The sequence below is a fragment of the Chelatococcus sambhunathii genome (assembly GCF_001418005.1).
GTDB classification, from domain to species: domain Bacteria; phylum Pseudomonadota; class Alphaproteobacteria; order Rhizobiales; family Beijerinckiaceae; genus Chelatococcus_A; species Chelatococcus_A sambhunathii.
The window spans coordinates 7,501-26,578 of record NZ_LIOL01000015.1 but is presented as its reverse complement, the minus strand read 5'-3'; the positions used below and the strand labels follow the sequence as shown (position 1 = coordinate 26,578).

Below are 19,078 nucleotides of genomic sequence, written 5' to 3'. Positions count from 1 at the left end.
TCCTTTCGACCGAGGACCGACATGGGACGCCCTGCCGTCATGTGGCGGTGCAGCAAAGCTGAGCGACCGCCTGCCGCATCAACAGGCAACTTGCGTGGCGGGGGACCGTAACGAGCGCCGTTCGGGCTTGTCAACGCCGACGAGCGGCTAGGCATCCCCGGTCTCGCGTGGCCCATCGGCGATGCCGAGCAGCGGCTGGTCGCGGCGGCGCAACATGAGGACTAGCACGGCTCCTGCGGCAAAGCCGCCGATATGCGCGTACCAGCCCACCGAATCGTCCGAGGCGGTGAAGGCCTGGAAGATCTGGAAGGCGAGCCACAGGCCGATGGCCCAGTAGGCCCGCAGCCGGAGCGGGATGCGCGCGAAGAAGAGGCCCCACAGCCGGACGCGCGGATGGAGGATGAGATAGGCGGCGACAACGCCCGACACCGCGCCCGAAGCGCCGACAAGCGGCCGCTCCGAACCGGGAACGGCGAAAGCATGTGCGAGGCCGGCCGCAGTGCCGCACAGGAGGAAAAACAGAATGAAGCGGGCGTGCCCCATCGCGTCCTCGACATTGTCGCCGAAGACCCAGAGGAACAGCATGTTGCCGGCCAGATGCAGGAAGGAGACGTGCAGGAAGAGGCTCGTCAGCAGCGTCGCCGGCTCCGGCACCAGCGGCAGCCCCTCCGGCAGGGAAAGGGCGCCGAAGAGCACGCCCGGAATGACGCCGAGCCCGGCGATCGCCCAGTCCGCCGGCAGGATGTCCGGATCGGCGAGAATCAGCAGGTAGCCGAGGATGCAGATGACGAGGAGCGCATAGGTGGCGTAAGGCGCCCTGAGATTGCGCATCGGCACGCCATCGTGCAGCGGCACAAACATGTGGAGCGCTCCGGCCCGGGGACGATCGGCGGCAGCGCCGCTCCCGGTACGCTCAGCGGTTCTGCCCGGGTATCCATAGCACGTCCGCCGCGCCCTTGTCGTTGGCGTAGCGTGCGGCGACGAAGAGGAAATCCGACAGGCGGTTGAGATATTTGACGACCGCCGGCGTCACCGGCTCGTCCGCGCGCGCGGCGAGCGCGGTCGCCTGGCGCTCGGCCCGCCGGCAGACGGTGCGGGCCAGGTGCAGCGCCGCCGCCGCCGGGCTGCCACCGGGCAGGACGAAGGAGCGCAGCGGCGACAGATGCGCGTTCAGCTGGTCGATCTCACCTTCGAGCCGCGCCACCTGCGCGTCGAGGATGCGCAGCGGCTCGTAGGGCAGCGGCTTGCCGTCGTCCGGCGTCGAGAGATCGGCCCCGAGATCGAACAGGTCGTTCTGGATGCGCGCGAGCATGGCATCGAGCTCGGCATCCGCGCCCGTATGCAGACGGGCGAGCCCGATGCAGGCGTTCGCCTCGTCCACCGTGCCGTAGGCCTCGACCCTGAGGTCGTACTTCGGCCGCCGCGCGCCCGTGGCGAGGCCCGTCGTGCCGTCGTCGCCGGTGCGGGTATAGATGCGGTTGAGGCGGACCATGGCCCCTCAGAAATGGTAGCTCAGCTTCGCACCGACATTGGTGAGGCCGCGATTGTCGTCGCAAAGCCCGCCGTTGGAAAGATGCTCCACAGTGGCCAGCACACTCCAGTTGGCGTCGAACCGATAGCCGATGGACGCCGCCTCGCGGAAGAGAACACGGCAGCCGAGGGCATCGCGCCCGTCGGGCACCACGTCGCCCACCTTGCCGTTGTGCACGGCACCGCCGAAGTCGAGCTCGATGAACAGCGCGTCCGTGATGTCGGCATGCCAGTTGAGACCGGCGAAGACATAGCTCGTCTTGCCGTCGGTATTTGCGCTGATGCCGGCATTGAAGGTGGGCAGCAGCATGTCGACGAGCGGATTCCCGTGCGACCACGGCTTGGCAAAGACGACCTCACCAATGACGTCGACGGAGCCATCCTCCTTGCCGCCGGGATCGTGCGCGAGGACGCCCAGGCGCAACTGCGAGACGAAGTCGGAAAGGCTGCCGGATGGGGCCGGAGCCTGATAGATGGCCGGAGCAGGCGGTGCAAAATCGGCGGCCTGCGCCGGAAGGCCCCAGGTAAGAACGGCCGGCACGCAGATCGCAGCCCGGAAGGAGCGGAACAGGTTCATCGGCACCAACGTCGCTAATGCCAGAGATGACAGGCGATCCGGGAGAGAGGGCCTGCCAGCGAGGAACGGACCAGCACTCCTCCCGCTCAGAGGCATGCCTGATCGTGATGAAAAGGCTTAAAGCGGAGCTGATCGCCGGGCAACCCTGAACCGCACATGGTTAGCAAAGTGTTGCGCCAGTGTTGCAGTTCTGCTGCGGTTGCTGTCAGAAGCCGCGCATCCACACGACGAGCATGATGAGGATGATGGCGAGGAACTGCAGCAGAACCCGCAGACGCATCAGGCGTTGCGAGCGCTCGGGGCTGCCGCCGCGCAGCATGTTGAAGAGCCCGAGGACGAGGACCACGGCGACGACGCCGACGGCCATGGAGACAAGTGTATTGGCGGTCATGATCGTGCTTTAGAGCTCCCTTGCGTCGTCTCCAACCCTGCCGCGTACCTGGGTCCAGCGACCGATCGTCTCGCCGCTGTGTCCGGGATCGGCCTTCGTCGGTCAATTGCGACGCAGGAGGCGCTCGAGATAGTCGATTTCCTCGCTCGGCCGGGTTGGATCGCCGAGCCGCCGGCGCAGTTCGTCGAGGATGCGCCGTGCCCGCACCGCCGCTGATTCGTCCGCGCCTGGAATGCGCACGCGGCCGTCCGACCAGTCGCGGTTGCGCGTCGGCCGTCCGAGAGGGTCCTCGTTGCGCGGCCCGCCGGGGCCCGTGGCGCCCTGCTGGGGCGGCCCGTCGGAGCCGTCGGCCTGCTGCGGCTGGCCGTTGCCCTGCATCTGCTGGGCGAGACCCTGCGCCCCGCGCTGCAGGGCATCGAGCGCCCGTCCCTGAGCGTCGACGGCATCCCCGCTCTGCCCCTGGCCGAGCTGGCCTTCGGCTTCGCGCATCGCCTCCTCGGCCTCGCCGAAGCCAGGCTCGTCCTCGAGGCCGAAGTCGCGCATCCGGCGGCGCAGTTCCTCCAGGCGCTCGCGCAGCGCCTGCTGCCGGTCGGCGAGCCCCTGAGCATCCTGATCCTGCTGGCCGTCCTGCCCCGGCTGGGCCTGCTGGCCGCGCTGGCGCTGTCCGCCCCGGTTCTGCTGCGACCAGGGCGCGCTCTGGCGGTAGGTGTCGTCGCGCAGGTTGCGCTGGTCACGCATCATCTCGTCGAGCTCGTTGAGGGAGCGGTTCATCTCCTGCGAGAACTGGTCGCCGCCCTGGTTGGGGCGGGCGGTCTGCAGGTTCTCCAGAATGTTGCGCAACTCGTCGAGCAGGCGCTGCGCGTCTGCCGTGGCGCCCTGCCGGGCCATTTCCTCGAGCCGGTTCAGGAGGTTGTCGAGATCCTGCGGCGTGATGGTGCGCCCCTGGGCGTCCGGCCGCGCCTGGTTTGGCTGGCCAGGATTCTGCTGCATGCGCTGGGCGAATTCGCGCAGGAAGTTGTTCATAGCCTGTCGCAGTTCGTCGGTCAGGCGCCGGATCTCCTCCTCGTCCGCCCCGCGCTCCAGAGCCTGGCGCAGCGCCTCCTGGGCCGCCCGAAGGTCGCGCTCGGCCTGAGACATGCCGCCGTCCTCAATTTGCAGCGCCATCGCCCACAGTAGTTCGGCGACGTCGAGGAGCTCTTCGTCGCTCTTGGCTGCGGCAAGGCGCGCGGAGGCGAGGCCGAGGCCGATATAGACCCCGAGCTCCGGCGTAAAATCTTCCGGAGCGATGAGCAGTGCATCGAGTGCCGTCTGCACCCGGTTGCGCTCGTCCGGCGCGAGCACGAGGTTACGGCGCTGCTCGACGAGCGCCTTGGCGAGCGGCTTTGTGAAGGGCCGCTGCGGCAGCACGACGGTCTTCGTCTCGCTGCGTCCCTCCTGGCTCGCGTGGTCACGGGCGACCAGGGTCATGGCCACGGTCGCACCCGCCCAGGGGCTCGCAGACAGGTCGCTCGTCGTGCGTGTGTCCTCGTCCGCCGCCGGATCGATTGGCAGGGCGAGCGTGATGCGCGGCGGCGGCACCAAGGGGCGCCGGCCCTCCTGTCCGAGCGGCGCAACGAGCGCCTCGGCGGTGTCGATGCCGTAGTCGTCGCCCATGCGATAGGTGAGGGTAATGCTGCCGCGCGCATTGTTCTGCGGCTCGCCGGAGAAGGTGATCGTCGGCGCCATGTCCGGCGTGGCTTCGATGACCACGCGGCTGGCACCTGCCTGCGACGAGACCACGAGTTCGTCGTCCGCCCGGACGGTGAACCGGCGCTCGATGAGCCCGGCCGAGGAATTCCCGGTCGGTTCCTCGATGCTCGGCAGGCCGCGGCCGGCGGAGACGGAAAGGTCGGCACTGCCGGCCGCCCGCACCACGACCGTGCTGCCGACGGGCGCCTTGGCCTGGCGCACCTCGCCGCCGCGCAGGTCGAGCAACAGCGGCGGCAGGCGCGTGTAGTGTGGCGGATCGATCCAACCGTCGATGCGGAAGGGTAGCCCCGCGCTCTGCGGCGCCTGCCAGTCGAAGGCGGATTTCAGGCGCGGGACGGCATCGGCGCCCGCGGCGATGAGTGCCGCCGCAAGCACGATGATGAGGCCGCCACGCACGGCAAAGGGGTCGCGTGCCGCCATGCCCGGCCGCGGCGGCGCGACGCGCATCGAATCGATCGCCGCGGCGGCGCGCTGCCGGTGCGCCTCCCACAGAGCGAGGGTGCCGGGATCACTCGGCGTGCCGGCCAAGCTGTCGGCGAGCGCTGTCGCGGGCCGATGCGGCGCCGGCGAATCGCGGTCGATGCGGGCGAGCACCCGTTGTCGTGTCGGCGGGGGAACGCGCACGAGCGGGACGAGAGAGGCCAGCAGCACAAGCGCGGCAAGGCCGACGCCGTAGGGCCGCGCGCCTGTGGGCACCATGTCCCAGATGCCCAGAAGCGACAGGATGAGGAAGGCGATGATGGTGCCGAGCGGCCACCAGAGGGCCGGCCACAGCGCTTCCCACCACAGCACCAGACGGGCACGCGCCGTGAGCGCGCTGAGCCGCTCGTCGATCATGGGCCGTACGCGCGCGGGCACGCGTGCCGGGCTTTCGCTCATGCGGGTTCTCCACGCGCCGTCTCCGGCACAATGCCCCCACCGACACGAAGGTTAACATGCCCGGGCGCGACGAGAACCCCGTCTCACGCCGATTTGTGGTTGAGCCAATCGGGGATGCGGTCGAGGGCAATCATCTCCGCGACGCTCGGGCGCGGCCGCACGATGGCGGCATCGCTGCCCCGCACCAGCACCTCGGGCACCAGCGGGCGGGTATTGTAGGTGTTGGCCTGAACCGCGCCATATGCCCCGGCCGTCATGACGGCGATGAGGTCGCCCGCCTTCACCTCCGGCATCCGGCGCCCAAGGGCGAGATAGTCGCCGCTCTCGCACACGGGGCCGACGACATCGGCCTTGATCTGTCCCGCATGCGCCGCGCGCACGATCGGGACGATGTCGTGGTGCGCCTCGTAGAGCGTCGGCCGGATCAGATCGTTCATGCCGGCATCGACGATGACGAAGGTCTTGCCCTCGCCATGCTTCACGTAGACCACGCGTGTCACGAGGATGCCGGCGTTGCCGGCGATCATGCGGCCGATCTCGAAGACGAGCTCGAGGCCAAGGCCCTTGGTGTGGCGGGTAATGACCTCGGCATAGGCCTTCGGGTTCGGCGGCGGGGGATCGTCGTGGCGATATGGGATGCCGAGACCGCCGCCGAAGTCGATGTGGTGCAGCTTGTGGCCGGCCGCCATCAGGTCGCGCGCCAGCTCGGCGAGCAGGGCGGCCGCATTGTCGAACGGGGCAAGATCGGTAATTTGGCTGCCGATATGCATGTCCACCCCGCGCACGGCGATGCCGGGCAGGGTGGCGGCATGGGCATAGACTTCCCGTGCGCGGGAGATCGGGATGCCGAACTTGTTCTCGGACTTGCCGGTCGAGATCTTGGCGTGGGTCTTGGCGTCGACGTCCGGATTGACGCGCACGGAGACGGGCGCGATCTGCCCGAGCGACTGCGCCACCTCGGACAGGGCCTCGAGCTCCGGCTCCGATTCGAGGTTGAAACACAGGATGCCGGCGTCGAGCGCCGTCGCCATCTCCTCCTTCGTCTTCGCGACACCGGAGAAGACGATCTTGTGCGCGGGCACGCCGGCCGCGAGCGCGCGGGCGAGTTCGCCGGCCGAGACGATGTCCATGCCGGCGCCGAGGTCGGCGAGCGTCTTGAGCACGGCCTGATTCGAATTGGCCTTGACGGCGTAGCAGACGAGCGCCTTCTCGCCGGCGAAGGCTTCCGCGAAGACGCGGTAGTGCCGGCTCAGCGTCTCGGTGGAATAGCAGTAGAACGGTGTCCCGACTTCGTCGGCGAGACGGGTGAGGTCAACGTCCTCGGCATGGAGAACGTCACCGCGATAGGAGAAGTGGTGCATGGCCGGATGGACCGCCGCAGCGGCCGCCCTTTCAGAGGATGGCGTCGAGGAAGAAGGGCTCGTTGGGGCGCGGCTGCGCGACCGGCTGTTTCTTCGGCGTGCCGACCGGGGACGGCGTCAGGCTCGCGCCGCCGGTCGAGGTCTTCTCCTCCTGCGCCGGGGCGTTCGGGTCCGGCGGCAGTTCGAGCGCGCCGCGTCGGCCGCAGGCGGCGAGCGCGAGCGCGACGGCGAGGACGACGGCAAGGGAACGGGCGGTGGGCAGCGGTGACGGCACGAAGGCATTCTCCGGGAAAACGGCGCGCACTATAGCGGAAGGATCGCGAAGCGCGAGCCCCAAACGCCGGCGATGGTGCAGGCGCGTGGCCGAAGCCGCGATCCGCCACCTGCGCTCATCGGCCACGTCTTCGTGAGTGGCGACGGTCTGGATTTCGCCGCCGGCGCGCACTAATGCGCCCATGAGGTGATTGAGGAGAGGTGACAGACCCATGGCCGAGACCACGCCGCTCATCCGCCGGCCGCTGTTCGTCGTAGCCGTCCTCGGGGCCGCGATCCTCGGGGTGGGGCTTGCCCTCACGGCGGGCCGGCTCGTCGGCGGCAACGATGCTGCGGCCGCCCAGTGCGAGATGGCGCAGGCGACGCTCGACCGGCTGCGCCCGTTCGCCAAGGGCGAGTTGGCGGCCGTAAAGGTGCCGTCGACGCCACAGCCCCTGCCGCCGCTCGCTTTTGACGGGCCGGACGGAAAGCGCCTGACGCTCGCCGATTTCGAGGGCCGCACCGTCCTGCTCAATCTCTGGGCCACCTGGTGCGCGCCGTGCCGCCAAGAGATGCCGGCGCTCGACGCCCTTCAGGCTGACCTCGGCGGCGCCGATTTCGAGGTCGTCGCCGTCAACATCGATACGCGCGATCCTGAAAAGCCACAGGTCTGGCTGAAGGACGCCGGCATCACGCGCCTCGCCCACTACCGGGACCCGGAGGCGAAGATCTTCCAGGAGCTCAAGTCCGCCGGCAAGGCCTTCGGCATGCCGACGACGCTCGTCGTCGGGCCGAACGGCTGCGCCGTCGCCGAACTTGCCGGCCCGGCCGAGTGGCATTCGGAGGACGCGGTGACCTTCATCAGGGCCGCGCTCGGCCGCTAGCCGCCTTCGCCGGGACGTGCCGCTAGGCAGGGATCGAGGATCACGAGGTTCTCGTCCACTCGCTGGTAGCCGCCCGTCACGGCCACGACGTCACCCGGCTGCATGCCGTTGGTGGAATAGGTGACGCAGAGCACCCGCACGTCCGGCTCGGCGCAGATGCCGAGATAGGCCAGCGCCCCGTCGTGCTCGACGAGCGACAGCGGCCCGGCGGCCCCGAAGTCGATGCGGGCCGCTCCGTCCGGGTCGGGCGCGTCGCGGATGAGCCCGCGGATCTCGTGGCACGCGGCCGGCTTCGCCGGCGGCGCATCGGCCGCGGCGAAGGGGCTCTCGCCCTTGTCCCGGGCAAGGCTTCCCGGTGCGGCGGCCAAGGCCAGCACAAGGGCCGCGGGAAGCACTGCACTTGCCGGCACGTGTACCTCCGTTGCGTCGCGGCCAGGAAAAGGCCCATGAAAAAAGGGCACGCCGCCCCGCGCGGCGTGCCCCGATGCGTTTCGCAATTGCCGCGCGTCAGCCCTTCTCGGGCACGCGCACCGCGATGCCCTTGTCACTGAGGTGGCTCTGCAACTCACCCGACTGGAACATTTCGCGCACGATGTCGCAGCCGCCGACGAATTCGCCCTTCACATAGAGCTGCGGGATGGTCGGCCAGTTGGAATAGTCCTTGATACCCTGGCGGATGCCGTCGTCCTCCAGCACGTTGACGCCCTTGTAGGGCACGCCGAGGTAGTCGAGAATCTGCACGACTTGGCCGGAGAACCCGCACATGGGGAACTGGGGGGTGCCCTTCATGAAGAGCACGACGTCGTTCGTCTTGACCTCGTTGTCGATGAAAGCGTGGGCGTTGCTCATGATCTTTCCCTGTTCGCGGGGCTCGTCCATCGACCCGCGGTTCGGCATCAATTCTCGGGCGCGGCCGTCGTCAATGCAAGGGCGTGGAGCGCCCCGCCCATGCGGCCTTGCAGCGCGGCATAGACCATCTGATGCTGCTGAACGCGGGTCTTGCCCTTGAACGACGGCGAGATCACCGTCGCAGCATAGTGGTCGCCATCGCCGGCGAGATCGCGAATCTCGACTGTCGCATCGGGCAGATGCGCCTTGATGAGCTCTTCGATCTCGCGTGCGTCCATTGCCATTGCCGCAGCCCCTTCCCTTGTCCCGCCGTGCCAGTTCAGGCGATTTGACCCGCCATGTAGTCCGGCAGCCATGATTCATGCGCCGTTTTGAGGCGTTCCAGTGATATGGGCGCCTCGCCCGGCAGGGTCAACGCCTCGCCGCCGGTGAGGCCGAGGCGCAGGGCCGGCACGCCGGCCTCCGCCGCGCTGACGAGGACCGCCCCTGCCTCGTGCGCCGGCACGGCGAGGACATAGCGCGCCTGGTCCTCTCCAAAGAGGAAGGCGTGGGCGGACAGTCCCTCCGGCACCGTGTCCACCGCGCAGCCGATGCCGCTTGCCATCGCCATCTCGGCAAGCGCCACGGCGAGGCCGCCATCCGAGCAGTCGTGCACGGTCCTGACGCGCCCGGCGCGGATCAGGTGACGCACGAAATCACCATTCCGCTTCTCGACGGCGAGGTCGACGGGGGGCGGCGCCCCTTCCTCACGCCCGCAGATATCGCGCAGGTACAGCGACTGGCCGAGCCAGCCTCTGGTCTCGCCGATAAGGATGAGGCTCTCGCCCTCGCCCTTGAAGGCGATGGTGGCGTGCACCCTGACGTCGTCGAGGAGGCCGACGCCGCCGATGGTCGGGGTGGGCAGGATGGAACGGCCTTGCGTCTCGTTGTAGAGCGAGACGTTGCCGGAGACGACCGGGAAGTCGAGCGCCCGGCAGGCCTCGCCGATGCCGCGGATGCAGCCGACGAACTGGCCCATCACGTCCGGCTTTTCCGGGTTGCCGAAGTTGAGGTTGTCGGTGACGGCGAGCGGCAGGCCGCCGACGGCCGTGATGTTGCGCCAGGCTTCCGCGACCGCCTGCTTGCCGCCCTCGACCGGGTCCGCCTCGCAATAGCGCGGCGTGACGTCCGTCGTCATGGCAAGGCCCTTCGGCCCGTCGCCGACGCGCACGATGGCGGCGTCGCCGCCCGGCGTCTGCACCGTATTGCCGAGGATGAGATGGTCGTACTGCTCCCACACCCAGCGCTTGGATGAGAGGTCCGGCGTGCCGACGAGCCTGACCAGCGCCTCGCCGTTTGCCATCGGCGCCGCCACCGTCTCCGGCGGCAATACGGGCTCGATGGCATTCTGGATATGCGGTCGGTCGTAAACGGGAGCCTCGTCGCCGAGCTCCTTGATCGGCAGGTCGGCCATCACCTCGCCCTTGTGCCTGACGACGAAGCGCAAGGTGTCGGTCGTCTTGCCGATGACGGCGAAATCGAGTCCCCATTTGCGGAAGATGGCCTCGGCGATGTCGTGCTTGTCGGGGTCGAGCACCATGAGCATGCGCTCCTGGCTCTCCGACAGCATCATCTCGTAGGCGCTCATGCCTTCCTCGCGGCAGGGCACGGCGTCGAGGTCGAGCTCAATGCCGAGGTCGCCCTTGGCGCCCATCTCGACGGCCGAGCAGGTGAGGCCGGCCGCGCCCATGTCCTGGATGGCGATGACGGAGCCTGAGGCCATCAGCTCGAGACAGGCCTCGAGCAGCAGCTTCTCGGCGAAGGGATCGCCGACCTGCACGGTCGGGCGCTTCTCCTCGGAGTTCTCGTCGAACTCGGCCGAGGCCATGGTGGCGCCGTGGATGCCGTCGCGGCCCGTCTTCGAGCCGAGATAGACGATCGGGTTACCGACGCCGGTCGCCTTGGCGTAGAAGATCTCGTCCGCCTTGGCGATGCCGACCGCCATGGCATTGACGAGGATGTTGCCGTCGTAGCGCGAGTGGAAGCCCACCGAGCCGCCGACGGTCGGCACGCCGAAGGAATTGCCGTAGCCGCCGATGCCGGCCACGACGCCGGCGACGAGATGGCGGGTCTTCGGGTGGTCGGGAGAGCCGAAGCGCAGGGCGTTGAGCGCCGCGACCGGCCGCGCGCCCATGGTGAAGACGTCGCGCAGGATGCCACCCACGCCGGTTGTCGCGCCCTGATAGGGTTCGATATAGGACGGGTGGTTGTGGCTCTCCATCTTGAAGACGCAGGCGAGCCCGTCGCCGATGTCGATGACGCCGGCGTTCTCGCCCGGGCCCTGGATGACCCACGGCGCCTGCGTCGGCAGCGTCTTCAGGTGCAGGCGCGAGGACTTGTAGGAGCAGTGCTCGTTCCACATCGCCGAGACGATGCCGAGCTCGGTGATCGTCGGCTCGCGGCCGATGAGGGCCACGAAACGCTCGTATTCGTCGGGCTTGAGGCCGTGCTCGGCGACGAGTTCGGGCGTGATCTTTGGCTCGTTCGGGATCATCTCGGTTTCCGCTTGGGCTCGGTCGAAAAGCGCTCGCCCGGCCATAGCCTTTCAGCCTCGCCGAGGCAATCGCGGCGACGGCGAAAAGGTCCGCGGTCGCCTCCGGCGCACCATTTTGGCACAGCGGCAGCGGCACGGAATTCGCGATCCGTTCACCAACAGTATCGCGTCGGGAGCGGATTGGACGGCCATGGGACGGAGTCGGAGCTTTTCGGACGGCCTGCGCAAGCGCGCCGATACGGTGGTCGCCGCGGCGCGCATCCTGTGGCCCGTATTGTTGCTCGTGCCGTGCGGGATCGTCGCCGAATACGCCCGCGCCGCCAACGTGCGCTTCGACATGCAGAGTGTTCTCGATGCCACGGCGCAGCAATTGGCCCGGGAGGCGGAGGAGCTGGACCAGCTGACGCTGGAGCGTCGGGCCAGCCAGATGTTCCGGGCGAATTTCTACGGTCTTGGCGTGACCTGGGTGGAACAGGTCACGGTCGAGAAGGATCCGGCGACACGTACCCTCACCGTGGCGGCCTCGGGGCGGGTCGAGACGGGCGTGCTCGGCCTATTCCGCTACGAGACCATGCCGGTCGCGGCCGCGACGCGCGTCTCATGGGCCATGTAGGTCTGGACAACGGAGTGGCCCCCAAGCCGCCGGTCATGCCGCTGCGAGGCTTTCGAAGAGGCCGCGTCCGTCCGTGCCACCCACAAGCTCGTCGATGAGGTTTTCGGGATGCGGCATCATGCCGAGGACATTGAGATCTTCGGAAAATACGCCCGCGATGTCGTTGAGCGAGCCGTTGGGGTTGGCCGCGCGCGAAACGTTGCCCGCCGCATCACAATAGCGGAAGGCGACGCGCCCCTCCGATTCCAGTTCGTGGAGCGTCGCCTCGTCGCAGACGTAGTTGCCCTCTCCATGGGCGATGCAGACGTCGATGACCTGGCCGACGTGGTAGCGGTTGGTGAAGGCGGTATCCGCCCGCGCCACCTTGAGGTGCTGGCGTCGGCAGATGAAATGCAGGTCCGCGTTGCGCATCAGAACGCCCGGCAGGAGGCCGGATTCGCACAGGATCTGAAAGCCGTTGCAGATGCCGAGCACGAGCCCGCCGCGCGCCGCGTGCGCTCGCACCGCGTCCATGATCGGCGCCCGGCTGGCGATGGCGCCGCAGCGCAGATAGTCGCCGTAGGAGAAGCCGCCCGGCAGCACGGCAAGATCGGTGCCCGCCGGCAAGTCGTGGTCGGCATGCCATGCGGAAACGACCGTGGCGCCGGCCTGTCTCAAGGCGCGTGCGACGTCGCCGTCACGGTTGGAGCCGGGGAAGGTGATGACCGCCGCTTTCATTGCCGCTTACTCCGCGAGCTCGATGCGGTAGTTCTCGATGACGGTGTTGGCGAGCAGGCGCTCGCAGGCGTCGCGCAGCACGCTCTCGGCCTTTGCCTTGTCCGCGCTCTCCACCTCGATGTCGAAGACCTTGCCCTGGCGAACAGCCCCGATGCCCTCGATGCCGAGGGACTTGAGCCCCCCTTCGATGGCCTTGCCCTGCGGGTCGAGCACGCCTTGCTTGAGGGTCACGGTCACGCGGGCTTTCATGGTTCAGCTCTCCGGCACGAGAAAATGGAAACGGGGGCCAACGGCCCCCGCTTAATCAAAATTGCGCCTTGCGGCAACGTCCAGCGCGTCACTGCACCAGGCGCGGGCCACCGTGGCCGGGCCGCTCGTTCTCGGTGAGGATGCCAAGGCGGCGGGCGACCTCCGAATAGGCCTCGATCAGGCCGCCCATGTCCTTGCGGAAGCGGTCCTTGTCCATCTTGTCGTTCGACTTGATGTCCCACAGGCGGCACGAGTCGGGCGAGATCTCGTCGGCGACGACGATGCGCATCATGTCGCCTTCCCACATGCGGCCCGTTTCCATCTTGAAGTCGACGAGGCGGATGCCGACGCCCAGGAAGAGACCAGAGAGGAAGTCGTTGACACGGATGGCGAGCGCCATGATGTCATCGATCTCCTGAGGTGTCGCCCAGCCGAAAGCGGTGATGTGCTCCTCCGAGACCATCGGGTCGTTGAGCGCGTCGTTCTTGTAGTAGAACTCGATGATCGAGCGCGGCAGCTGCGTGCCTTCCTCGATGCCGAGGCGCTGCGACAGGGAGCCGGCAGCGACGTTGCGCACCACGACCTCGAGCGGGATGATCTCGACCTCGCGGATCAGCTGCTCGCGCATGTTCAGCCGACGGATGAAGTGCGTCGGCACGCCGATGTCGTTGAGATTCTGGAAGATGTATTCCGAGATGCGGTTGTTCAGAACGCCCTTGCCGTCGATAATCTCGTGCTTCTTGGCGTTGAATGCGGTCGCATCATCCTTGAAGTGTTGAATGAGCGTGCCCGGCTCGGGGCCCTCGTAGAGCACCTTTGCCTTGCCCTCGTAGATACGACGGCGACGGTTCATCGGCGTATACCGTGTTTTGAGAAAGTCCATCGGGGGTGCCGTGGCTCCATACAAAAGGTCCGCGGCTCGAAGCGGGCGGGGACCGGTTCGAGGCTCTTTGTGCTTGCGGACAAAGCCCTCGCCCGCGAGGCGCAACCTAGCCGATTGCGCGCTGAAGCACAACGACCGCGCCGGGCGGCGGACGTTCGCTGGCCATCATCGACCCGGATGTGGGGTGTCGCGGCATGCGTTGCAAGCGCGCACCGTCCGGTGTCTGATGAGGGAAAGGGGAGGAGGCGTGATTCGAGCCCGATTTGGGCTGGCGCTTAAGCCTCCCGCCATCTATATCGCCGCCTGAGCGACCGCATGAGGGAGAGTTGAGCCCGATGACGACCTTCGACAAGCGCGAAGAGGCCTTCGAGAAGAAGTTTGCGCACGACGAGGAGTTGCGCTTCAAGGCGACGGCCCGGCGCAACAAGCTGCTCGGGCTCTGGGCGGCGCAGCAACTCGGCAAGTCCGGGCCCGATGCCGAGGCCTATGCCAAGAGTGTCGTTCTGGCCGATTTCGAGGAGGCGGGCGACGACGACGTCTTCCGCAAGGTGCGGGCCGATTTCGATGCCGCTGGTGTCGGCCAGTCCGACCACCAGATCCGCCGCACCATGACCGAGCTGATGGCCCAGGCCATCGAGGAAGTCAAAGGCCAGTAGGGTCGCTGCCGCAGATTGGTCGGGGGACGCCATGTCGATCCATGGGGATTTCGCCAGCCGGCTCGCATCAGGCGGGCCGCTGTTTTCCGCCTGGGTTGGCAGCCGCGAGCCGGCCGTCGCCGCTGTGCTCGCCCGTGAGGCCTTCGACGTCGTCACGCTCGACATGCAGCATGGGGCCGTCGACATCGACGCCGCCATCCGCGGCATCCAGTTGGTGGCCGGCGCCGGCAAGCCAGCCGTCGTCCGCATTCCCGTCGGCGATTTCCAGGCGACCTCGCGCATGCTCGACGCCGGGGCCGCCGCCGTCATTGCGCCGATGGTCAATTCAGCAGCCGATGCACGGGCCTTCGCAGCCTTCGCCAAGTTCCCGCCGCTCGGCGAGCGCAGCTGGGGGCCGCATGCGGCGCTCGCCCTGTCGGGTCTGGCACCGAAGGACTATCTCGCCCGCGCCAACGGCCTCACTGGCGCTGTGGCGATGATCGAGACGCGAGCGGCGCTTGACGCGCTCGACGACATCCTCGCGGTCGAAGGCATTGATGCGGTCTTCATCGGCCCCTCCGACCTGTCCATCGCCTTGTCCGGCGGACGTGAGCTCGAGCCGGAATCGGCGGCCGTCGACGAAGCGATCGACCACGTGCTTGCCCGCGCCAAGGCGGCCGGCAAGGCGGTCTGGGCCTATGCGGGCCCGCCGGAGCGCGCGGCGGCCTTCGCGCGCAAGGGCATCGTCGTCTCCGCCATTGGCAGCGACACGGTCTTCCTGCGCCAGGGCGCGCAGGCGGCGCTCGCGGCTGTCGGGCGCTGATCAGGCCGGGTAGGGCAGGCCGAAGGCGCGTGCGAGGAACAATCCGCCCTGGCGCAGGCCCTCGCTGTCGATGCCATGCCCGATGCCGGGCGACAGGTGCCATTCGGTCGGCACGTCGAGGCTCGACAGGGCCTGCGACGAAAAGAACAGCGCCTCGACCGGGATGACCTCGTCGGCATCGCCATGGACCAGCAGCACCGGTGGCCGGGCGCGGATCTCTTCCCGCATCGCATCAGGTGCAGCACCGCTCGGCCCCACCAGCATGCCGGAATAACCGACGATCGCCGCTGGTGCGCTGCGCCGCCTGAGGCCAACGTGCAGCGCCATCATGGTGCCCTGGCTGAAGCCGACGAGGGCGAGCCGGTCCCCGCTCAGCCCATGGCGGGCCAACTCGGCGTCGAGGAAGGCATCGAGCCCGGGCCCGGCATGGTTGACGCCGCGCCAGCGCTCGTCCGGATCGCGGAAGGTGAGGGCGAACCACTGCCGACCCATGGGCGACATGCCGCAGGGCTCCGGCGCGTGCGGCGAGACGAAGGCCGCATCCGGCAACCAGCGCTGCCACTGGCGGCCAATGTCGATGAGGTCGTTTCCGTCCGCGCCGTAGCCGTGCAGGAAGACGACGAGCTGGCGAGCGGTGCCCGATCGCGCGGCAAGGCGCGGCCCGTCTATCGTTCGCTGGTCCATGTCGTCGTCCCGTGCGGCTCGTGATGGCTATTCCCGCTGATTAGCGAATCGTGCTGGCACGGTCGAGCGATTCGCGTCGGCTCATGTAGCGTCGGCGCCGAGTACCGGTGCACCTTCGCGACCGTGGCGGGCGATGCGGTAATAGGCCCACAGCACGCGTGCCGCGACGCCGCGGAAAGGCTGCCAGCGTTCCTCGGCGATGGCGCGCAGCTCCTTCTCGCGCGGGCGTTCGTCGAGTGCGAGCGCAAGGCGCGCGGCCTCCTGCAGGGCGAGATCCCCGGCCGGAAAGATGTCGGGATGGCCGAGGCAGAAGAGAAGGTAGATTTCCGCGGTCCACGGGCCGATGCCCTTCACGGCGGTGAGCGCGGCGATGGCCTCGTCCGGCGCCATCGCGCCGAGCGCCTCGATCGGCAGATGCCCTTCGGCGATCGCGAGGGCGACGGCGCGCAGCCCGCGCATTTTCGGCAGCGAGAGCCCGCAGGCGCGCAGGTCCGCATCGCTCGCGGCGAGGAAGGCGAGGGGCTCGAGCGGGTCGAAACGCGCCGTCACCCGCGCCCAGATCGCATTGGCGCTGGCAACGGACACCTGCTGGGCGACGATGATGCCGGCGAGCCCGGAAAAGCCCGGATCTCGCAGGCGCAGCGGCGGCCGCGCGCCGGCCTCGACAAGCTCGCCGATCAGCGGGTCGGCGGCGATGAGGCCGGAGAGGGCATGGTCGAGCGCCGTCTCGCCGTCGATGATGCGCGGCATCGGATATCCTCGGCATGATTCGAATCGTGGTCGTTTCATCATGACGCATGCGGCAGTGGGGGCGAAGACGACACCCGTTTTGCGCTTCGCGCCGAGCCCCAATGGTTTCCTCCACCTCGGGCACGCCTATTCGGCACTGCTTAATGCGGCGCTCGCCCGCCGGCTCGGCGGGCGGCTGCTGCTGCGCATCGAGGACATCGACCCGACGCGCTGCCGCCCGGAGTTCGAACGGGCCATCTATGAGGATCTCGCCTGGCTGGGTTTCGCATGGGAGGAGCCGGTGCGCCGCCAGTCGGATCACATGGCCGACTACGGGGCGGCGCTGGGGAAGCTGCGTGCGATGGGCCTCGTTTATCCCTGTTTCGCCAGCCGCCAGGAGATCCGGACAGCCATTGCCGAATGGGAGCGTGCCGAAGGTAGACCGTGGCCGTGCGATCCCGACGGCGCGCCGCTCTATCCCGGGCTCGCCCGGCGGCTGCAGGTCGATGAGGTCGCCCGCCGCCTGGCCGCCGGCGAACCGCATGCCTTGCGGCTCGACATGGCGGGCGCTCTCGGCCGCCTTGCGGAATCCGGTCGCGAACTGGTCTTCATCGCCTTTGATCCCGACGATGGCGAGCGAGTCGTCTCCGCCGATCCGGCGCGCTGGGGCGACGTGGTGCTCGCGCGCAAGGAGGTGCCGACGAGCTATCACCTGTCGGTGGTCGTCGACGACGCGCTGCAGGGCGTCACGCATGTGGTGCGCGGACGCGACCTCGCGGCGGCGACCGACGTGCACCGCCTCCTGCAGGCGCTGCTCGAGCTGCCGGTGCCGCGCTATCACCACCACGACCTCGTCGCCGACGAAGCCGGTCTCAAGCTCGCCAAGAGTCGCGGCTCGCCGGCCCTGCGTGATCTGAGGGCGGCAGGGATTGGCGCGGAGGAGATCAGGCGACGCCTCGGCTTCCGTCTCTGAGCTCGGGAAACCGGCCTTAGCCGGCCCCGAGCACCGTAAGCCAGAGGATCGTGCTCGCCAGCGCGAAGCCCGTCGACATGGCGATGGAGCCGGAGGCGATGGCGATGCCGCAGCGGTACCGTTCGGCGAGGAGGTAGGCATTGATGCCGGAGGGCGAGGCCGCGAACAGCACGGCGACGCCCGCCCAGGTCGGCGGAATCTGGAACACGTGCAGCGCCAGCACATAGACAATGAAAGGGTGCACCAGCAGCTTGAGCACCGTGATCGTGCTTGCGAGACCGAGGCCTTCGCCGAAGCCGTAGCGTCGCAGCGCGACGCCCATGGCGATGAGCGCGCAGGGCACGGCCGCCTCGGCGATGGGATTGATGAGGGCCCAGGCGACGTCGGGCAGCCCGCCCGGCAGGAGCCTCGCCAGCGAGCCGAGGATGACCGCGATGACGATGGGATGGGTGATCAGCCGCCGTGCGATGGTCAGCGGCGAGGTCCCGCGCCCTTCGACGAGGATGGTGGCCACCGTCATCATGATCGGCAGGTGGATAGCGATCAGCAGGAAGAGCGGAACGGCGCCCTCGTCGCCATAGGCCTTGAGGATGAGCGGGATGCCGACGAGTACGGTGTTGGACTGCGCCGCCGAGAAGCCGGCAACGGCCCCCTCCGTCTCCGTGACGCCGAACAGGCGCCGCGCGATGACCGTGGCAAGCACCCACACGACGGCGACGCCGCCGAAATAGGCTAGCCAGTAGCCCCAGGGCTGCACCTCCGGCAGCGTGGCCTTCGCCAGGGTGCGGAAGATGAGACAGGGAATGGCGAGGGCATAGACGAAATCCGACAGGCCTTCGCCGGTGCGGTCGTTGAGCAGGCCGACGAAGCGGGCGAGGAAGCCGACGGCGATGAGCCCGAAGATCGGCAAGACGAGCAGGAAGACGGAGAGCATGGCCTGACCGGTCGGAGAAGCTGCGCGACCTTGGAGCGGGGGCGCCGGACGGGCTAGGCGTTGAGGCGCAGGGCTGCCATGCGGCCGCCGGAGCGGCTCAGCCGCCCTCGGCCATCTGCACGCCCGTCTCGGCCCGGCCGCGCAGCTCGCGGATCTGGTCGCGCTGGCGGCGGAACTCGGCGAGCGCCGTGCCCTCCAGCTCGCGGCCGCGCGGCACCTTGATTTTCATCGGATTGACGAAGTGGCCGTTGACCAGCACCTCGTAGTGCAGGTGCGCCCCGGTCGACAGGCCCGTGTTGCCGACATAGCCGATGACCTGGCCCTGGCGTACCCGGCTGCCCTCCTGGATGCCGCGGGCGAACCCCGACTGGTGGGAATAGGTCGTGACGTAGCCATTGGCGTGCTGGATCTCGATGCGCCGGCCGTAGCCGGAGCTCCAGCCGGCCTTGATCACGACGCCGTCGCCGGCGGCGAGAATGGGCGTGCCTGACCGGTTCGACCAGTCGACGCCCGTGTGCATCTTGGAATAGCCGAGGATCGGATGCCGGCGGGTGCCGAAGCCCGACCGCATGATGCCGTCGGTGATCGGCTTGCGCAGCAGGAACTTCTTCAGCGAACGTCCGTCCTCGTCGAAATAGTCCACGGCGTTGTCCTGCGGTGACTGGTAGCGGTAGACCGCCCGTCGCTCGCCGCCGACGGTGAGCGCGGCAAACAAGACATCTCCGCCGGCCGTGCCATCGTCATCGGCCATGAACAGCTCGATCGAGTCGCTCGGCCCGACGCGGCGCTGGAAATCGACGTCATAGGCAAAGATGCGGATGAGATCCTGGACG

23 protein-coding genes (1 of these 23 cut by a window edge) are annotated in these 19,078 nt (G+C 68.4%); 5 read left to right on the top strand and 18 right to left on the bottom strand.

From position 1 onward, the window contains the following. Positions 1 to 147 precede the first annotated feature (147 nt). From ASC46_RS19115 to lptM, 7 genes are all read right to left on the bottom strand, one after another. The gene (locus tag ASC46_RS19115; protein ID WP_055460887.1) at positions 148 to 861 is read right to left on the bottom strand and encodes a rhomboid family intramembrane serine protease; all 714 of its coding nucleotides are present in this window, start codon (positions 859 to 861) and stop codon (positions 148 to 150) included. A gap of 52 nt (positions 862 to 913) precedes the next feature. Beyond that, complete coding sequence (locus ASC46_RS19110) at positions 914 to 1,492, bottom strand: cob(I)yrinic acid a,c-diamide adenosyltransferase (protein ID WP_019402208.1); 579 nt, start codon at positions 1,490 to 1,492, stop codon at positions 914 to 916. 6 nt (positions 1,493 to 1,498) lie between these two features. Next, on the bottom strand, positions 1,499 to 2,107 hold the full coding sequence (locus ASC46_RS19105; RefSeq protein WP_055460886.1) for an acyloxyacyl hydrolase: 609 nt from the start codon (positions 2,105 to 2,107) through the stop codon (positions 1,499 to 1,501). 205 nt (positions 2,108 to 2,312) lie between these two features. After that, a complete protein-coding gene (locus ASC46_RS19100) occupies positions 2,313 to 2,498 on the bottom strand; it encodes a twin transmembrane helix small protein (RefSeq protein ID WP_055460885.1) in 186 nt (61 codons plus the stop codon). A gap of 102 nt (positions 2,499 to 2,600) precedes the next feature. Beyond that, a complete protein-coding gene (locus ASC46_RS19095; protein WP_055460884.1) occupies positions 2,601 to 5,126 on the bottom strand; it encodes a TIGR02302 family protein in 2,526 nt (841 codons plus the stop codon). Between the two features lie 83 nt (positions 5,127 to 5,209). Then, complete coding sequence (lysA, locus tag ASC46_RS19090) at positions 5,210 to 6,487, bottom strand: diaminopimelate decarboxylase (protein ID WP_055460883.1); 1,278 nt, start codon at positions 6,485 to 6,487, stop codon at positions 5,210 to 5,212. Between the two features lie 31 nt (positions 6,488 to 6,518). After that, positions 6,519 to 6,974, bottom strand: coding sequence for an LPS translocon maturation chaperone LptM (lptM, locus tag ASC46_RS21395; protein ID WP_245280631.1), 456 nt, complete (start codon positions 6,972 to 6,974; stop codon positions 6,519 to 6,521). On the opposite strand from lptM, the gene tlpA reads away from it, so the two are divergent. Beyond that, entirely contained in the window at positions 6,973 to 7,623 is a 651-nt protein-coding gene (tlpA, locus tag ASC46_RS19080; RefSeq protein ID WP_055460881.1) for a thiol:disulfide interchange protein TlpA, read from the top strand. The genes lptM and tlpA overlap by 2 nt on opposite strands. Here tlpA and ASC46_RS19075 read toward each other — a convergent pair. The 4 genes from ASC46_RS19075 to purL all read right to left on the bottom strand — a co-directional run bounded on the left by ASC46_RS19075 (position 7,620) and on the right by purL (position 11,005). Next, complete coding sequence (locus ASC46_RS19075) at positions 7,620 to 8,033, bottom strand: hypothetical protein (RefSeq protein ID WP_055460880.1); 414 nt, start codon at positions 8,031 to 8,033, stop codon at positions 7,620 to 7,622. The two genes, tlpA and ASC46_RS19075, sit on opposite strands and share 4 nt — an antisense overlap. Before the next feature lie 97 nt (positions 8,034 to 8,130). Beyond that, the gene (gene grxD, locus ASC46_RS19070) at positions 8,131 to 8,472 is read right to left on the bottom strand and encodes a Grx4 family monothiol glutaredoxin (protein ID WP_055460924.1); all 342 of its coding nucleotides are present in this window, start codon (positions 8,470 to 8,472) and stop codon (positions 8,131 to 8,133) included. Positions 8,473 to 8,519: 47 nt separating this feature from the next. Further along, positions 8,520 to 8,756, bottom strand: coding sequence for a BolA family protein (locus ASC46_RS19065; protein WP_055460879.1), 237 nt, complete (start codon positions 8,754 to 8,756; stop codon positions 8,520 to 8,522). A 35-nt stretch (positions 8,757 to 8,791) separates the two neighbouring features. After that, positions 8,792 to 11,005: a phosphoribosylformylglycinamidine synthase subunit PurL gene (gene purL / locus ASC46_RS19060; protein WP_055460923.1), complete on the bottom strand. Its 2,214-nt coding sequence runs from the start codon at positions 11,003 to 11,005 to the stop codon at positions 8,792 to 8,794. 190 nt (positions 11,006 to 11,195) lie between these two features. Between purL and ASC46_RS19055 the strand changes: the two genes are divergently transcribed. After that, positions 11,196 to 11,618, top strand: coding sequence for a hypothetical protein (locus ASC46_RS19055; RefSeq protein WP_055460878.1), 423 nt, complete (start codon positions 11,196 to 11,198; stop codon positions 11,616 to 11,618). A 33-nt stretch (positions 11,619 to 11,651) separates the two neighbouring features. Here ASC46_RS19055 and purQ read toward each other — a convergent pair whose 3' ends face one another. From purQ to purC, 3 genes are all read right to left on the bottom strand, one after another. Next, positions 11,652 to 12,335 (bottom strand): phosphoribosylformylglycinamidine synthase subunit PurQ, encoded by a 684-nt coding sequence (gene purQ, locus ASC46_RS19050; protein WP_055460877.1) that lies wholly within the window; start codon positions 12,333 to 12,335, stop codon positions 11,652 to 11,654. 6 nt (positions 12,336 to 12,341) lie between these two features. Beyond that, positions 12,342 to 12,584, bottom strand: a complete 243-nt coding sequence (gene purS, locus ASC46_RS19045) for a phosphoribosylformylglycinamidine synthase subunit PurS (protein ID WP_055460876.1) — start codon at positions 12,582 to 12,584, stop codon at positions 12,342 to 12,344. 88 nt (positions 12,585 to 12,672) lie between these two features. After that, entirely contained in the window at positions 12,673 to 13,467 is a 795-nt protein-coding gene (gene purC / locus ASC46_RS19040; protein ID WP_019402193.1) for a phosphoribosylaminoimidazolesuccinocarboxamide synthase, read from the bottom strand. Positions 13,468 to 13,802: 335 nt separating this feature from the next. On the opposite strand from purC, the gene ASC46_RS19035 reads away from it, so the two are divergent. Further along, complete coding sequence (locus ASC46_RS19035; RefSeq protein WP_019402192.1) at positions 13,803 to 14,123, top strand: DUF1476 domain-containing protein; 321 nt, start codon at positions 13,803 to 13,805, stop codon at positions 14,121 to 14,123. A 31-nt stretch (positions 14,124 to 14,154) separates the two neighbouring features. Continuing rightward, on the top strand, positions 14,155 to 14,925 hold the full coding sequence (locus ASC46_RS19030) for an HpcH/HpaI aldolase family protein (RefSeq protein WP_055460875.1): 771 nt from the start codon (positions 14,155 to 14,157) through the stop codon (positions 14,923 to 14,925). On the opposite strand, the gene ASC46_RS19025 is transcribed toward ASC46_RS19030, so the two are convergent. Both ASC46_RS19025 and ASC46_RS19020 read right to left on the bottom strand, forming a co-directional pair. Next, positions 14,926 to 15,609, bottom strand: a complete 684-nt coding sequence (locus tag ASC46_RS19025; protein ID WP_055460874.1) for an alpha/beta hydrolase — start codon at positions 15,607 to 15,609, stop codon at positions 14,926 to 14,928. It abuts the gene before it with no gap. A gap of 81 nt (positions 15,610 to 15,690) precedes the next feature. Continuing rightward, a complete protein-coding gene (locus ASC46_RS19020) occupies positions 15,691 to 16,359 on the bottom strand; it encodes a DNA-3-methyladenine glycosylase family protein (protein ID WP_210166022.1) in 669 nt (222 codons plus the stop codon). Between the two features lie 40 nt (positions 16,360 to 16,399). Here ASC46_RS19020 and gluQRS point away from each other — a divergent pair, with 40 nt between their 5' ends. Beyond that, positions 16,400 to 17,311, top strand: a complete 912-nt coding sequence (gene gluQRS / locus ASC46_RS19015) for a tRNA glutamyl-Q(34) synthetase GluQRS (protein ID WP_055460872.1) — start codon at positions 16,400 to 16,402, stop codon at positions 17,309 to 17,311. A gap of 16 nt (positions 17,312 to 17,327) precedes the next feature. Here the strand turns inward: gluQRS and ASC46_RS19010 are convergent, their stop codons facing one another. Continuing rightward, positions 17,328 to 18,245, bottom strand: a complete 918-nt coding sequence (locus ASC46_RS19010) for an AEC family transporter (protein ID WP_055460871.1) — start codon at positions 18,243 to 18,245, stop codon at positions 17,328 to 17,330. A gap of 97 nt (positions 18,246 to 18,342) precedes the next feature. Continuing rightward, on the bottom strand, positions 18,343 to 19,078 hold the final stretch of the coding sequence (locus tag ASC46_RS19005) for a M23 family metallopeptidase (protein WP_096335397.1). It continues 1,355 nt past the right edge of the window; only the last 736 of its 2,091 coding nucleotides appear in the window; its start codon lies off the right edge, out of view; it ends in the stop codon at positions 18,343 to 18,345.

Coding starts and splice junctions, on each gene's coding strand:
- grxD (WP_055460924.1), bottom strand. CDS start 8,472: ATGAGCAACGCCCACGCTTTCATCGACAACGAGGTCAAGACGAACGAC.
- lysA (WP_055460883.1), bottom strand. CDS start 6,487: ATGCACCACTTCTCCTATCGCGGTGACGTTCTCCATGCCGAGGACGTT.
- ASC46_RS19095 (WP_055460884.1), bottom strand. CDS start 5,126: ATGAGCGAAAGCCCGGCACGCGTGCCCGCGCGCGTACGGCCCATGATC.
- purC (WP_019402193.1), bottom strand. CDS start 13,467: ATGGACTTTCTCAAAACACGGTATACGCCGATGAACCGTCGCCGTCGT.
- ASC46_RS19035 (WP_019402192.1), top strand. CDS start 13,803: ATGACGACCTTCGACAAGCGCGAAGAGGCCTTCGAGAAGAAGTTTGCG.
- gluQRS (WP_055460872.1), top strand. CDS start 16,400: ATGACGCATGCGGCAGTGGGGGCGAAGACGACACCCGTTTTGCGCTTC.
- ASC46_RS19025 (WP_055460874.1), bottom strand. CDS start 15,609: ATGGACCAGCGAACGATAGACGGGCCGCGCCTTGCCGCGCGATCGGGC.
- tlpA (WP_055460881.1), top strand. CDS start 6,973: ATGGCCGAGACCACGCCGCTCATCCGCCGGCCGCTGTTCGTCGTAGCC.
- ASC46_RS19030 (WP_055460875.1), top strand. CDS start 14,155: ATGTCGATCCATGGGGATTTCGCCAGCCGGCTCGCATCAGGCGGGCCG.
- ASC46_RS19065 (WP_055460879.1), bottom strand. CDS start 8,756: ATGGCAATGGACGCACGCGAGATCGAAGAGCTCATCAAGGCGCATCTG.
- lptM (WP_245280631.1), bottom strand. CDS start 6,974: ATGGGTCTGTCACCTCTCCTCAATCACCTCATGGGCGCATTAGTGCGC.
- ASC46_RS19115 (WP_055460887.1), bottom strand. CDS start 861: ATGTTTGTGCCGCTGCACGATGGCGTGCCGATGCGCAATCTCAGGGCG.
- ASC46_RS19020 (WP_210166022.1), bottom strand. CDS start 16,359: ATGCCGCGCATCATCGACGGCGAGACGGCGCTCGACCATGCCCTCTCC.
- ASC46_RS19055 (WP_055460878.1), top strand. CDS start 11,196: ATGGGACGGAGTCGGAGCTTTTCGGACGGCCTGCGCAAGCGCGCCGAT.
- ASC46_RS19110 (WP_019402208.1), bottom strand. CDS start 1,492: ATGGTCCGCCTCAACCGCATCTATACCCGCACCGGCGACGACGGCACG.
- ASC46_RS19100 (WP_055460885.1), bottom strand. CDS start 2,498: ATGACCGCCAATACACTTGTCTCCATGGCCGTCGGCGTCGTCGCCGTG.
- ASC46_RS19010 (WP_055460871.1), bottom strand. CDS start 18,245: ATGCTCTCCGTCTTCCTGCTCGTCTTGCCGATCTTCGGGCTCATCGCC.
- purS (WP_055460876.1), bottom strand. CDS start 12,584: ATGAAAGCCCGCGTGACCGTGACCCTCAAGCAAGGCGTGCTCGACCCG.
- purQ (WP_055460877.1), bottom strand. CDS start 12,335: ATGAAAGCGGCGGTCATCACCTTCCCCGGCTCCAACCGTGACGGCGAC.
- purL (WP_055460923.1), bottom strand. CDS start 11,005: ATGATCCCGAACGAGCCAAAGATCACGCCCGAACTCGTCGCCGAGCAC.
- ASC46_RS19105 (WP_055460886.1), bottom strand. CDS start 2,107: ATGAACCTGTTCCGCTCCTTCCGGGCTGCGATCTGCGTGCCGGCCGTT.